The organism is Acidiphilium acidophilum (assembly GCF_033842475.1).
GTDB classification, from domain to species: domain Bacteria; phylum Pseudomonadota; class Alphaproteobacteria; order Acetobacterales; family Acetobacteraceae; genus Acidiphilium; species Acidiphilium acidophilum.
Genome location: NZ_JAWXYB010000018.1, coordinates 2155045 through 2167972 on the forward strand (window position 1 = coordinate 2155045; position 12928 = coordinate 2167972).

Sequence of the window (12928 nt, forward strand, 5' to 3'; positions counted from 1 at the left end):
GCAACAATATGGAAAGGAGGCACCCATGAATGCTGCCCCGATCCATCGCGCCGGTCACCGTTTCATGCTCGACCCTGCGGGGGTGGTGATCTGGCCGGCGCGGCGGACGCTGATCGTGGCCGATCTGCACCTCGAAAAGGCCTCTGCCAGTGCCGCGCGCGGGTCGCTCGTGCCGCCTTACGACACGCGGACCACGCTGGACCGGCTGGCTTTGTTATTGCGGCATTACGCGCCGGAGACCGTGATTGCTCTGGGCGATTCGTTTCACGATGCCGCCGGCCCCGCACGGCTGGCCACAGAGGATGCCGCCCGCCTCGCCCGGCTGGAGGCGGCGCACCGCTTCGTGTGGATCGCGGGCAATCACGATCAGGGCGTCGGCGGCATGGAGTCGTGGCACGAGGATCACTGCGTGTTTCGTCATGAGGCGGGCGAGGTCGGGGCCGGAATGGTGGAGTTTTCCGGACATTTTCATCCCAGGGCGCGGATCGCGACGCGTGCCGCCGCCATTGGCCGGCCCTGTTTCGTGACCGACCAGCACCGTGTCCTGCTGCCCTCGTTCGGTGCCTATACCGGCGGGCTGGATGTGACGGCAGCGCCGATCCGCGCCCTGTTTCCGCGTGGCGGGCAGGTGTTCATGCTCAGCCGGGACCGGGTGTTCGCCTTTCCGCTCGCTCATGCCGCCAGGGCAGCGTAATGGCGATCAGCCTTGTCTGGTTTCGCAATGATCTGCGCCTTGCCGATAATCCGGCCCTGGCAGCGGGGCTCGAGTCCGGTTCGATCGTGCCGGTCTTCGTGCTCGATCCCGCAGCAAAATGGGGCGGTGCCTCGCTGTGGTGGCTGCACCACTCGCTTGCATCGCTGGCAAAGGACTGTGCGGCGCGGGGCGCGAAACTGGTGCTGCGGCGCGGCGATTCGGCGGCGATCATCGCGGAACTGGCGAGGACGCTCGGGGCTGAAGCGGTCCATGCCGGGCGGGCGCACGAGCCGTGGCTGCGTCGCGTGGATCGCGCGGTCGCCGAGGAGCTGGCAAAGCGCGATATCGCGTTCCACCGTCATCGTTCGGCGCTGATGTTCGGGGGTGAGCAGATCGTGAACAAGACCGGCGGCGTCTATGGTGTCTACACCCCGTTTTCACGCGCCTGTTTCGAGGCGTTCAGCGCCCGCCCGGCGATTGCGGCACCGCAGCGGATCGGGAGTATCGCGGATGTTGCGAGCGACGCGCTCGATGACTGGCAATTGCTGCCGACCCGGCCCGACTGGTCCGCCGGGCTGGCCGAAACCTGGACCCCGGGCGAAGCGGGGGCACATGAGCGGCTCACCGCCTTCCTCGACGCCGACCTCGATGAGTACGACCGGCAGCGCAATCTGCCCGGCAGATCCGGCACCTCGATGCTCTCGCCCCACCTTCATTGGGGCGAAATCGCGATCGATGCGGTCTGGCGCGCCACCGAGGCCGCGCGCACCACGCGCGCCGAGGGCCGCACGACCTTCCTGAAGGAACTGGTCTGGCGCGAATTCGCCGCCTACCTGCTCTGGCACAACCAAGACCTCGACACCGTGCCGATGAAAGCGCAATTCGCCGCGATGCCGTGGCGGGATGCGCCCGGGGAACTGCGTGCGTGGCAGCGCGGCCGGACCGGAATTCCGATCGTCGATGCCGGAATGCGCCAGCTCTGGCAGACCGGCTGGATGCACAACCGGGTGCGGATGATCACCGCCTCGTTCCTGGTCAAACATCTGCTGATCCCGTGGCAGACCGGCGAGGCCTGGTTCTGGGACTGTCTGGTCGATGCCGATGTCGCATCCAACGCCGCCTCATGGCAGTGGGTGGCGGGGTGCGGTGCCGATGCCGCGCCCTATTTCAGAATCTTCAATCCGGTTTTGCAGGGTTTGAAATTCGATCCGGACGGCGCCTATGTCCGCCGCTTCGTGCCGGAACTCGCGAACCTGCCGGACGAGGTGATCCATGCGCCGTGGGACGCGCCGCAACACGTTCTGCGCGGGGCGGGCGTCATTTTAGGCAGGACTTATCCGGAACCGATCGTCGATCTCGCTTCGGGCCGGGATCGCGCGCTGGCGGCACTGAAGGAAATCGGAAACTCACCCTCATGATCAACGACAAGCCGAAACTCGCGGTGATCGGCGGCGGCATCGCCGGCATGTCGATGGCGTGGCTGGCCCGCGATGCGTGGGACGTCACGCTCTACGAGGCCGAAGCCCGGCTCGGCGGCCATGCCGACACGCAGTTGGTGACGCTCGATGGCGCGGAGGTCGCGGTCGATACCGGCTTCATCGTGCTGAACGACCGGAATTATCCTCATCTCGAAGGGTTCTTCCGACAGCTCGGCGTCGCCACCCATGACACCGACATGACGTTCGGCGTCTCGATCGGCAACGGCGCGCTCGAATATGGCGGGTCCAACCTCGCCCAGTTGTTCGCCCAGAAATCCAACCTGCTGCGCCCGCGCTTCTGGCGGATGATCCAGGACATTCTCCGGTTCAACCGCGAGGCCCCCGCACTGCTCGATGGTGCCGGCACCGAAACGCTCGGTGAGTATCTCGATCGCAACCATTACGGCCCGGGCTTTACCGATGATCACATCCTGCCGATGGGGGCCGCGATCTGGTCGGCCTCGGTGGCGGGAATGCGCGCGTTCCCGGCGCGGCATTTCGTGCGGTTTTTCCACAACCACGGTCTGCTCACCATCAACGACCGGCCGCAATGGCGCACGGTGACCGGCGGATCGCGGATGTATGTCGCCAAGGTGCGTGAGGCGCTGGGTGAGCGGGTGCGCGTGGGCCAACCGGTCCGGCGCGTGATGCGCGAGGCCGATCGCCTCAGTGTCGCGACCGACGCGGGGGTGGAGCATTACGATCAGGCCGTGCTCGCCTGCCACGCCGATCAGGCCCTCGCGATGATCGGCGAGCCCACGCAAGGCGAACGCGATATCCTCGGCGCGGTCGGGTTTCAGGCCAACCGCGCGGTGCTGCACACCGATACCGCCCTGATGCCGAGGCGGCGCGCGGTGTGGTCCGCCTGGAATTACCTTGCGCGCGATGCCGGCGATCATGCCCAGGCGATCAGCGTGACCTACTGGATGAACGCGTTGCAGGGGCTGCGAACCGCGAAACCGCTGCTGGTCAGCCTCAACCCGCTGATCGAGCCGGACCCCGCGCAGGTGCTGCTGACCCGGCATTACACCCATCCGCGCTTCGACACCGCGGCGATGGCGGCGCAGGAGGCATTGCCGCGAATTCAGGGGCAGGACCGGCTGTGGTTTGCCGGCGCTTGGACTGGCTGGGGATTTCACGAGGACGGTATCGCCTCGGCGGTGCGGGTCGCCCGTGCACTGGGTATTGCGGTGCCCTGGCAGACCGGCGCGGACCGCTCCGGCGCAGTCCGGCACGCGGCATGACCGGAGCGATGATTTATGCCGGCGTCGTCGGTCATGTCCGCCACACGGCGCCGCGCACCAAATTCGCCTATAAACTCTGGATGCTCGCGATCGATCTCGACGATCTCGACGCCTTCGCGGCGCGCAGCCGCGTGTTTCGCCACAACCGGTTCGGGCTGATCGGCATCAACGACCGGGATCATGGCCCCCGCGACGGTTCGGCCCTGCGACCCTGGGTGGAATCGGCCCTTGCGGAAAACGACCTCTCCGGGTTCGGCGCGCGCATCCGTTTGATGACGATCCCCCGTATCCTCGGTTATGCATTCAACCCGATCAGCTTCTATTTCTGTGCCGATGCCGACGGCAGGCTGGGTGCCGTGCTGCACCAGGTGAAGAACACGTTCGGCGACCAGATCGGCTATCTGATCCCGGTTTCGCCCGGCCCCGGTCCGATCCGCCAGCGCGTCGCCAAGGCGATGCATGTCTCGCCGCTGTTCGACATGCAGGGCCAGTATGATTTCACCTTCACGCGGCCGGGTCCGAAATTCCGCATGAGCCTGCGCTACGGGGCCGAGACCAGGCGTATGAACGCGACCATGGCGCTCGACGCCACTCCGGCCACCGACCGGGCCCTGCTCGCCCAGATCGCGAAAATGCCGCTGGTCGCCGTCAAGGTCATCGCCGCGATCCACTGGGAAGCGATCAGAACCCTTGTGCGCGGCGCAAAATTCCACCGCGAACCTGCCCGCACCCACCATCCGATCATCCGAGGAGACGCCGTATGAGCGACGCCACCATCGCCAGCCCGGGTGCGAACCCCAGCCTGCCCCGCGACCGCCGGTTGCGCCTCGGCCTCGGCATCGCCCGCATGATCAAGGCGGGTACGATGGAAGTGGTGCTGCCGGATGGTTCGGTCCATCATTTCGCGGGCACCGAGCCCGGACCGAACGCGACGATGATCGTGCGGGATGCCCGGATGATCGCGAAACTGGTCTTCGGTGGCAGTCTCGGCCTTGCCGAAGCCTATCTCGAAGGCTGGTGGGACAGCCCGAGCCTGATCGACGTGCTGCGATCCGGCACGCTGAACGAAGCGGCCTGGGAAGATATGCTGCGCGGCAAGCTCTGGGCCCGCGCGGTCAGCTTCGTTGCGCACAAGCTGCGGCCGAACACCCGCAAAGGCGCGCGGCGGAATATTTCCGAGCATTATGACCTTGGTAACGATTTCTATGGATCATGGCTGGATCAGACCATGACCTATTCCGCCGCCGTGTTCGATCCCGCCACCCAATCCCTCGAAGCCGCGCAGGAGCGGAAGATCCACCGGCTGTGCCGCGCGCTGGGGCTGAGCGAGGGGATGGACGTGCTGGAAATCGGCTGCGGCTGGGGTGGCTTCGCTGAAATCGCCGCGCGCGATTACGGCGCCAACGTCACCGGCATCACCCTCTCGCAGGAACAGCTCGAATTCGGCCAGGCCCGCATCGCCCGCGCCGGGCTGGGCAATCGCGTCACCCTGCGCCTTCAGGATTATCGGGACGTGACGGAAACCTTCGACCGGATCGCCTCGATCGAGATGTTCGAGGCGGTGGGCGAACAATATTGGCCGACCTATTTCGCCTGTGTCCGCGACCGGCTGAACCAGGGCGGCCTTGCGGGCTTGCAGGTGATCACCATCGCGGACCGGTATTTCGAGGAGTATCGCTCCAGCGCCGATTTCATCCAGCGTTACGTCTTTCCCGGCGGCATGCTGCCCTCGCCCACGCGGTTCAATCAGGAAATCGCCCGCGCCGGGCTGAAGCTGCGCGAAAGCTTCTGGTTCGGGCAGGATTACGCCGAAACCCTCGCCCGCTGGCAGCACGCTTTCCAGACCGCATGGCCGCGGATCGGGGCGATGTCGCGCCAGTACGACGGCCGGTTCAAGCGGCTCTGGGAATATTACCTCGCCTATTGCGAGGCCGGGTTCCGCGCGGGCTGGACCGATGTGGGCCAGTTCGTGATCGCGCGAGGCTGATTGCCGCGCCACCAGCTCAGCCTGCGCACCAAGCTGATCTACGCAGCGCCCGCGCTGCCGCTGGCGATGCTCGGGCTGCCGCTGCTGGTCATTCTGCCGGATTTCTGGGCCGGCCCGATGCATATGAACCTCGTCACCGTCGGGTTCGTGCTCACCGCCGTCCGCATTTTCGATGTCATCGTCGATCCCGCGATCGGGCGGTTCTCCGATCTCTCGCAGTCCCGGTTCGGCCGCCGCAAGCCGTTCATGGCGGTGGCGATGCCGGTCGCGGCGGTCGGGGCGATCGGCCTGTTCTTTCCGCCCCATGGCGCGGGTGCGGTGTGGCTGTTCGTTTTTTACGCTCTGGTCACCTGGGGCTGGACCGCGCTATCCCTGCCCTATTGGGCGTGGGGAGCGGAATTGTCCGACGATTATACCGAGCGTCAGCGGATCACGTCGCTGCGCGAAGGCGGGACCATCATCGGCATCCTGATCTCGGCCATCGCGCCGGTCGCGCTGGGCATCACCTCGCATGTCGGGCAGGCGCATCTGCTGTCGCTGCTGACCATCGGCCTCGCCACCCCGTTCGTGCTGCTCGCCTTGCTGCGGGTGCGCGACCCGCTGCCGATCCGCCGTGCCGCACCGGCAGGGCTGAGGGCGACCCTGAGGCTGCTGGCCGCGAACGCCCCGTTCCGCCGCCTGATCCTCGCCTGGGCGGTGAACGGGCTGGCGAACGGACTGCCCGCCGCGCTGATCCTGATCGTGTTCGACCAGATCCTGCACGCGCCCAAAGCCTCCGGCCCGTTGTTGCTGGTGTATTTCGCGGCAGGTGTGCTCTCGGTGCCGTTATGGCTGAAAGCCTCCGCGCGGATCGGCAAGCACCTGACCTGGGCGGCGGCGATGGCGATGTCCGGCATTGCCTTCGCCTTCGTACCCGCGATCCTGCACGTTCCCCACGTGCTGATCCTGTTCGGCATCATCAGCGTGTTCACCGGTTCCGGGCTGGGTGCCGATTTCACCATTCCGCCCGCAATCCAGGCCGATGTGGTCGATGTCGATGAAGCGGCGAGCGGCGAACAGCGCGCGGGGATCTATTTCGCCGCCGCCACCATGGCGCAGAAAGCCGGCAACGCCCTCGCCCCCGGCTTTGCATTTCCGGTGCTCGGCCTCGTCGGATTCTCGACCCGGGGCGGCAATGATCTGGCACAGGACGCGACGCTGATGGTGCTCTATTGCGGCATCCCCGCCACTCTGAAACTGGTGGCCGCCGCGATCATGTGGCGCTTCCCGATCGACCGGGCCGCCCAGCAGGAGTTGCGGGCGACCATCGCCGCGCAGGCATGATCCCCCCCGGCGCCGCTCTGCGTGTGGTTGGCGACGTCCACGGCGATTCAGCCGGGTTTGCCGCCGCCGTCGCGACCGATCGGTTCATCGTCCAGTTGGGCGACCTCGTCGATGACGGACCCGACACGCCCGGCGCGCTGCGGATCATGTTCGACCTGATCGATCGCGGACGCGGATTGTTCCTGCTCGGCAACCACGATTTCAAACTCGCCCGCGCCCTGCGCGGCGATGCGGTGCAGCGCGGACCGGGCCTCGCCGCCACGATCGCGGCCCTGGATAACGCGACCTCCGCGCGCGCCCTGCATGAAATCACCCGCGCGCCGGGCTGGCTGCGATCGGGCTCCACGATCTTCGTCCATGGGGGTTTTCATCCCGCCATGCTGACCGCCGCCTCTGCCGCCATGCGCCCCGGCCGCGCCGACCACCTGCTTGCCCGTGCGCTCTACGGCCAGACTACTGGCCGGGTCACCGGCGCCGGCAAGCCCGAGCGTCTGCTCGCGTGGGTCGATCGCATTCCCGAAGGTCACATCGTCTATTGCGGCCACGACCAGCGCAGTACCAATGGCCGCCCGCTGACACTCCACGGAAGGCTCGGGGGTCAGGCGGTGTTCATGGATACGGGGGCTGGCAAGGGAGGGCATCTGTCGTGGATCGACCTGCCGGCGGAAGTGGAGTGAGGAAGGAAGGGCTTCTTTTTTGTAAAAAAGAAGCAAAAGACTTTTTTGATCCGGGTCGGTGCTGGTTTCACCGGCTCGACTGATCTTCCATCAACCTCAGTGGGTCCGGACCCCATGATCGAGCGGCACCGAAATCCACGACGTCCCCGCCGGCCCATCGACCAGCAAGGCAACGGTGTGTTTGCGCGCGAGCCGATCGTTCAGGGCCTTCGGTGTCGTCACGAAATCGGGGCCGACCGCCTCGATCAGCGTATCGGCGTGCAGCCCGGCCCGTGCCGCGGCACTGTTCTTGTCGACCGAGACGACAATCACGCCCCGCGCCCCCGGATGGGTCATGACGCCGATACCGAGTGACGCGATCATGTCAGGTTTCGCGGCGGTTTGTGTCGGAACCGGTTTCGCGGCGGGTTTTTTGTCGGTCGGCGGCACCGCAATGGTGATCGCCGCGTCGTGCAGCGCGCCATCGATCCGATAGCGGAATCTGGCGGTCTGACCGGCGGGAATTTCGGCAAGCGCCACCTTGAAGGAATGAACATCGCGGATCGGCCGGTCATCGACATCGGTGATCACATCCGCCGGCGCGAGTTTGCCGGAAGAAGGACCATCCGCGACCACGCCGCCGACCACCACGCCGTCCGCGGACGGCAGATGCCAGGCACGCTCCATATCCGCCGAGACGTGCTCGATCCGCAGCCCTACCCATCCACGCGTCATTTTGCCATGCGCGATCAAGGATTTCGCCACCGGCTCGACCATGCTGGAGGGGATGGCGAACCCGATGCCGACCGATCCGCCCGATGGCGAATAGATCGCGGAATCCACGCCCACGACATGCCCGTTGGCATCGAGCATGGGACCGCCGGAATTACCCCGGTTGATCGCCGCATCGGTCTGGATGAAATTGTCGTACGGCCCCGAGCCGATATCGCGGTGCAACGCGCTCACCACCCCCGCCGAAACCGAAAATCCGAGACCGAACGGGTTGCCGATCGCCACCACCCAGTCGCCGAGTTCGAGCTTGCCGCTATCGCCGAATGTCAGGAACGGATCGGGGTGGCCGGTGTCGATCTTCAATACCGCCAGATCGGCCTTCTTGTCCGACCCGATCAGCTTGGCGGTATAGATATGCCCGTCATGCATCGTGACCTTGATCTCGCTGGCCCCGGCGATGACGTGATGATTGGTGACGATATAGCCGTCCTTGCTGATGAAGAACCCGGTGCCGAGTGCCTGTTCTGCGCGTGGCGGCACGATCAGGCTGTTCGAATCGGCTTTCTTCGCGTCCGATTTCTGAAACCCGCCCGCTCCCGGCTTGAGTTCGGCCCCCGGCGCGGGCTTCGCCTTCATCGGGTCGATGCTTTCGATATCGACCACGGCGGGCAAAGCGGCGCGGGCGATTTTGGCGATCGCCGGCGGCGTCGGCATGGCTTCGGCGCGTCCGCTCGCGACGAGGCCGGCGGCGAGCAGCAGGTTCGGCAGGGTTTTTCGCAATGTCATGGCTATCAGAGTGATGTGATATCGCCGATCCGGCAAGAGATGATTTTCACGATCCCGGCGGGCGTCGCCCCGGCTTGCCGCATCTCCCGCAATGTCGCGGCCCGGTCGCGCTTCGCCAGCCGCCGTCCGGAGTGATCGGTCAGCAGCGGATGATGGGCATAGGCCGGGGTCGGCCAGCCGAGCAGATGCTGCAACAGCACGTGGATCGGCGTCACGGCCCGCAAATCCTGCCCCCTCGTCACCAGCGTCACCCCCTGCGCCGCATCGTCATGCGTCACGCAGAGATGATAGCTGCACAAAGCATCCTTGCGCGCCAGCACGACATCGCCGAGCGCTGCCGGGTCGGCGGAAATCCACCCCTCGCCCGCCTCGTGAAACCGCAGCGCGCCGGTGCGCCGAACCGCGCGATCTGTGCGCAGCCGCAAGGCATAGGCGTCGCCTTGCGCGATTCGCGCCGTGGCGATCGCCGGATCGAGGGTGCGGCAGGTGCCGGGATAGCGGCCATCACCCCCGTGCGGCGCGCTCATTGCCGCGGCAATCTCGGCACGGGTGCAGAAACAGGGGTAGAACAGGTCCATTGCCGCCAGCCGATCGAGCGCGGCAGCGTAATCCGCCAGATGATCCGACTGGCGGCGCACTTCGCCGCGCCAGACCAGGCCGAGCCAGGTCAGATCCTCGATGATCGCCTCGGTGAAGGCAGGGCGGCAGCGCCCGGCATCGATATCCTCGATCCGCAGCAGAAAGTCGCCCTGCCCTGCCCGCGCCGCCGCGAACCCGGTCAGCGCCGAGGCGGCATGGCCGAGATGCAGATAGCCGGTCGGGCTCGGAGCAAAGCGGGTCACGATGGACATCGCCGGTCAGGATGATACGCTCCGCGCGAATTGCAAAGTGAGGCGCAAATGACCCTGGATGGACCGCGTTGGGGGCCGGCGAGCGGCACCGCGAAGCAGCTCGTCGTGCTCTGCCACGGCGTCGGCGCCGACGGGAACGATCTGATCGACCTCGCCCCATACTGGGCGCGGGCGGTGCCCGAAGCCGCTTTCGTCGCCCCCCATGCGCCGGAACCCTTCGCCATGGCACCGCATGGCCGCCAATGGTTCCCGATCGGCAATCTCGATCCGCTGACCCTGGGAGCCGGGGTTCGCCGCGCGCAGACCGCGCTCGATGGCTTTCTCGATGCCGAACTGGCCCGGCTCGGCCTCCCGCCGGACGCCTATGCGCTGATGGGATTCAGCCAGGGTGCGATGACCGTGCTGTTCACGGGATTGCGCCGTGCGGTGCCGCCGCGCGCGATCCTCGCCTTTTCCGGCGCGCTGATCGACCCCGAGTCGCTGCCGCGCGAGATCGCAGGACGCCCGCCGGTCCTTCTGGTTCATGGCGAGGCGGACCCGATCGTGCCGGTCTCGCGCTCGCGCGACGCCGAGGCGGTCCTTCGGGCCAACGGCGTCCCGGTGCAGGGACTTTATGTTCCGAACCTCGCTCACGGCATCGACGATGCGGGGCTTTCGGCGGGCGCGCTGGCATTGCAGCGCGGCTTCGCCACGCCGGTTGAAGTTTGATGACAAAGTCCGGGGCCGACGCTGCGTGACTTGCAGCCCGCGCGGGTCTTTGTCATAAACCCCTCATGAACTCGGCCCGTCACCAGATATGGCGACTCGATTTCCGAAGCGCCCTTTATGTTGCGTCCCCCTATTGGGACCGGATGAGTAATGCCTGACGGCGGGCAGAATTTCCCCGCTCTCGTGCTGAACGCGGATTTCCGTCCGCTCTCCTATTTTCCGTTATCGCTCTGGGCCTGGCAGGACGCCGTGAAAGCGGTGTTTCTCGACCGTGTCTCGGTGCTTTCCGAGTACGAGCACGAGGTTCATTCGGTCTCCGTCTCGATGAAACTGCCTTCGGTGATCGCGCTGAAGGATTTCGTGCCCTCGATGCGCCAGCCGGCGTTCACCCGGTTCAACGTGTTTCTGCGCGACGGGTTTACCTGCCAGTACTGTCACGATCGTCTGCCCGCGCCCGATCTGACGTTCGACCACGTCATCCCCCGCGCCCGTGGTGGCCGCACCACCTGGGAAAACGTCGTCACCGCCTGCGGCGCGTGCAATCTCCGCAAGGGCTCGAAGCTGCCCCGCGAATGCAAGATGTTCCCGTATGAGACCCCGCGCCGCCCGAATTCGTGGGAGCTTCAGGATCGCGGGCGCGCCTTCCCGCCGAATTTCCTGCACGAAAGCTGGCGTGATTTCCTCTATTGGGACAGCGAGCTGGAAACATGAAAATTTTTGTCGGCGTTTAGAGTTCCGAAATAATCGTCAGGTATCACCATCCCGAAACCAATGGGGATGCCGATGTCCGGAACCGCTTCGAAATCGCTGGTCTGCCTTGTATTATTCGCGTTGACCGGGTGCGCGACCCGCACTGAAACCCATGTCTATAACGTCATTCACCCGTGGTACGGGCAAAATGTCTACATGAAAGCGCGTTATGCGTGCGAACGCGCCAACGATCATCGTATCAGTATATCCCACGCGATTGAGCAACCTGATGTCTGGAAAATAGGGCGAGCGGGGGTCAGGCATCCTGGTAGTCCCACTTGATGTAGCCCTTGGTGTCGGCGGCCCATTTTTCATCGATTTCGACGAGGACGGCGCTGACGAGGCGTTCGAGGGAGGCTTCGTTGGGGAAGACCCTGATTTTGGTGGTGCGGCGTTTGAGTTCCTGCTGGATGCCGCGTTCCATGGGGTTGGAAGTGCGAAGCCGGCGCTGGTGGGGTTCTGGCAGTGTGAAGACGGTGAGGCCTTCGGGGATATTTCGTTCGAGCCAATCGGCGAGCTTTGGTGCGGTGTCGCGATAGGCATTGACGAGGGTTGTGAGAGCGATCTGGGCAGCGGCGAGGGAATTTGCGTTCCAGACGGTCCGGAGTTCTGCGCCGATGCGTTTGCGGATGGCGTGGTTGGGGGCGTGGTGGATGGCGTTTTGGGCGAGGTGGAACTGGCATCGTTGCCAGTGTGCGGCGCCGAAGACGGCGCGGCGTGCGGCGTGCAATCCGGCATGGTCATCGGAGACGATGAATTCGACGCCTCGCAGGCCACGCTGATGGAGGCTTTCGAGGAAGGCACGCCAATGGACTTCGGCCTCGGAAAGGGCGACCGAGACGCCGAGGACACGGCGGCGTTCATCGGGTCCGATGCCGATGGCCGAGAGCACGGCGGCATCGCGGACGACGCCATTATCGCGCATTTTTTCATATCTGGCGTCGAGGATGAGGTAGCGGATCTCGGCGAGGGGTCGGGTGCGCCAGGCGGCGAGTTCGTCATCGAGCAGCTTGCTGGCGCGGCTGACCTGAGCGGAGGAGAGGCTTTCGATGCCGAATTCGCGCATGACGGCCTCGACGTCGCGGGTGGAGACGCCTTTGATGTACATTTCGGCGACGGCGACCATGACGGCGCGGACCGAGCGTCGGCCGCGTTCGAGGGACTGTGGGTAGAAGGGTTCGCCCACGTGACCGGCGGTTTTGGGGACATCGACGGTGATCGACCCGGCCGGGGTATCGATCCGCTTGGGCTTGTAGCCATTGGCGTAACCCTGACGATCGGGGTTGCGCTCGTAGTGACTGGCGTGGAGGAAGCGTTCGCGCTCGATCTGCATGGCGAGTTCGAAGGTCCTGGCAAATACCGTGGCGATATCGCCTGCGCCGTTTTCGATCAGATGTTCCAAAAGTGCCTCGATAATCGTATCCTTTTTGGCGTCCATTCATCGGTCTCCATGTTGGTGTGAACAACTGCATGGAATACCAGAATGAACAGCCCTTGCCGGGGCATGCCCCGGCAAGGGCACCAACTCCCAACCCAAAATGAATTTCCAGACGTCAGGTTACACCACCTCCCACGCCTCTGCCTTCGATCTTAACTTCGGCTCGTCCGCTGTCTCAATGGTTGGCCCCAATCAGCTTCTGGCACGTCATTGTCTGATGGCTGAAGGATGGCGGTGGCGGACGGTCCAAGTCGAATACTGACACCATAGGTGCGCCTTGG

The 12928-nt window shown here is 65.3% G+C and carries 12 protein-coding genes; 9 read left to right on the plus strand and 3 right to left on the minus strand.

The window, feature by feature from the left end; genetic code table 11:
- Nucleotides 1-25: 25 nt before the first annotated feature.
- Genes pdeM through SIL87_RS12885 form a run of 7 tightly spaced genes read left to right on the plus strand, consistent with a single transcriptional unit; the run spans nt 26 to nt 7403 of the window.
- Nucleotides 26-694 carry a ligase-associated DNA damage response endonuclease PdeM gene (pdeM, locus tag SIL87_RS12855; protein WP_319614567.1) on the plus strand — a complete coding sequence of 223 codons (669 nt, stop codon included), beginning with the start codon at nt 26-28 and terminating at the stop codon, nt 692-694.
- On the plus strand, nt 694-2112 hold the full coding sequence (locus tag SIL87_RS12860) for a cryptochrome/photolyase family protein (protein WP_319614568.1): 1419 nt from the start codon (nt 694-696) through the stop codon (nt 2110-2112). The genes pdeM and SIL87_RS12860 overlap by 1 nt, the downstream gene beginning before the upstream one ends.
- Complete coding sequence (locus SIL87_RS12865; RefSeq protein ID WP_319614569.1) at nt 2109-3416, plus strand: NAD(P)/FAD-dependent oxidoreductase; 1308 nt, start codon at nt 2109-2111, stop codon at nt 3414-3416. The genes SIL87_RS12860 and SIL87_RS12865 overlap by 4 nt, the downstream gene beginning before the upstream one ends.
- Nucleotides 3413-4180 (plus strand): DUF1365 domain-containing protein, encoded by a 768-nt coding sequence (locus SIL87_RS12870; RefSeq protein ID WP_319614570.1) that lies wholly within the window; start codon nt 3413-3415, stop codon nt 4178-4180. Before SIL87_RS12865 ends, SIL87_RS12870 begins: the two co-directional genes overlap by 4 nt.
- Nucleotides 4177-5403 carry a cyclopropane-fatty-acyl-phospholipid synthase family protein gene (locus SIL87_RS12875; RefSeq protein ID WP_319614571.1) on the plus strand — a complete coding sequence of 409 codons (1227 nt, stop codon included), beginning with the start codon at nt 4177-4179 and terminating at the stop codon, nt 5401-5403. The genes SIL87_RS12870 and SIL87_RS12875 overlap by 4 nt, the downstream gene beginning before the upstream one ends.
- Nucleotides 5404-6726, plus strand: coding sequence for an MFS transporter (locus tag SIL87_RS12880; protein WP_319614572.1), 1323 nt, complete (start codon nt 5404-5406; stop codon nt 6724-6726).
- The gene (locus SIL87_RS12885) at nt 6723-7403 is read left to right on the plus strand and encodes a metallophosphoesterase (RefSeq protein WP_319614573.1); all 681 of its coding nucleotides are present in this window, start codon (nt 6723-6725) and stop codon (nt 7401-7403) included. Before SIL87_RS12880 ends, SIL87_RS12885 begins: the two co-directional genes overlap by 4 nt.
- A 96-nt stretch (nt 7404-7499) precedes the next feature.
- Here SIL87_RS12885 and SIL87_RS12890 read toward each other — a convergent pair whose 3' ends face one another.
- Together SIL87_RS12890 and gluQRS are read right to left on the minus strand one after the other, a co-directional pair.
- Nucleotides 7500-8900 (minus strand): trypsin-like peptidase domain-containing protein, encoded by a 1401-nt coding sequence (locus tag SIL87_RS12890; RefSeq protein WP_319614574.1) that lies wholly within the window; start codon nt 8898-8900, stop codon nt 7500-7502.
- 5 nt (nt 8901-8905) lie between these two features.
- Entirely contained in the window at nt 8906-9751 is an 846-nt protein-coding gene (gluQRS, locus tag SIL87_RS12895; protein ID WP_319614575.1) for a tRNA glutamyl-Q(34) synthetase GluQRS, read from the minus strand.
- A gap of 48 nt (nt 9752-9799) precedes the next feature.
- On the opposite strand from gluQRS, the gene SIL87_RS12900 reads away from it, so the two are divergent.
- On the plus strand, nt 9800-10459 hold the full coding sequence (locus SIL87_RS12900) for an alpha/beta hydrolase (RefSeq protein WP_319614576.1): 660 nt from the start codon (nt 9800-9802) through the stop codon (nt 10457-10459).
- Between the two features lie 150 nt (nt 10460-10609).
- Entirely contained in the window at nt 10610-11170 is a 561-nt protein-coding gene (locus SIL87_RS12905) for an HNH endonuclease (protein WP_319614577.1), read from the plus strand.
- 295 nt (nt 11171-11465) lie between these two features.
- On the opposite strand, the gene SIL87_RS12910 is transcribed toward SIL87_RS12905, so the two are convergent.
- The gene (locus SIL87_RS12910; protein ID WP_319612316.1) at nt 11466-12647 is read right to left on the minus strand and encodes an IS256 family transposase; all 1182 of its coding nucleotides are present in this window, start codon (nt 12645-12647) and stop codon (nt 11466-11468) included.
- Between the last annotated feature and the right edge of the window lie 281 nt (nt 12648-12928).

Coding starts and splice junctions, on each gene's coding strand:
- pdeM (WP_319614567.1), top strand. CDS start 26: ATGAATGCTGCCCCGATCCATCGCGCCGGTCACCGTTTCATGCTCGAC.
- SIL87_RS12860 (WP_319614568.1), top strand. CDS start 694: ATGGCGATCAGCCTTGTCTGGTTTCGCAATGATCTGCGCCTTGCCGAT.
- SIL87_RS12865 (WP_319614569.1), top strand. CDS start 2,109: ATGATCAACGACAAGCCGAAACTCGCGGTGATCGGCGGCGGCATCGCC.
- SIL87_RS12870 (WP_319614570.1), top strand. CDS start 3,413: ATGACCGGAGCGATGATTTATGCCGGCGTCGTCGGTCATGTCCGCCAC.
- SIL87_RS12875 (WP_319614571.1), top strand. CDS start 4,177: ATGAGCGACGCCACCATCGCCAGCCCGGGTGCGAACCCCAGCCTGCCC.
- SIL87_RS12885 (WP_319614573.1), top strand. CDS start 6,723: ATGATCCCCCCCGGCGCCGCTCTGCGTGTGGTTGGCGACGTCCACGGC.
- SIL87_RS12890 (WP_319614574.1), bottom strand. CDS start 8,900: ATGACATTGCGAAAAACCCTGCCGAACCTGCTGCTCGCCGCCGGCCTC.
- gluQRS (WP_319614575.1), bottom strand. CDS start 9,751: ATGTCCATCGTGACCCGCTTTGCTCCGAGCCCGACCGGCTATCTGCAT.
- SIL87_RS12900 (WP_319614576.1), top strand. CDS start 9,800: ATGACCCTGGATGGACCGCGTTGGGGGCCGGCGAGCGGCACCGCGAAG.
- SIL87_RS12905 (WP_319614577.1), top strand. CDS start 10,610: ATGCCTGACGGCGGGCAGAATTTCCCCGCTCTCGTGCTGAACGCGGAT.
- SIL87_RS12910 (WP_319612316.1), bottom strand. CDS start 12,647: ATGGACGCCAAAAAGGATACGATTATCGAGGCACTTTTGGAACATCTG.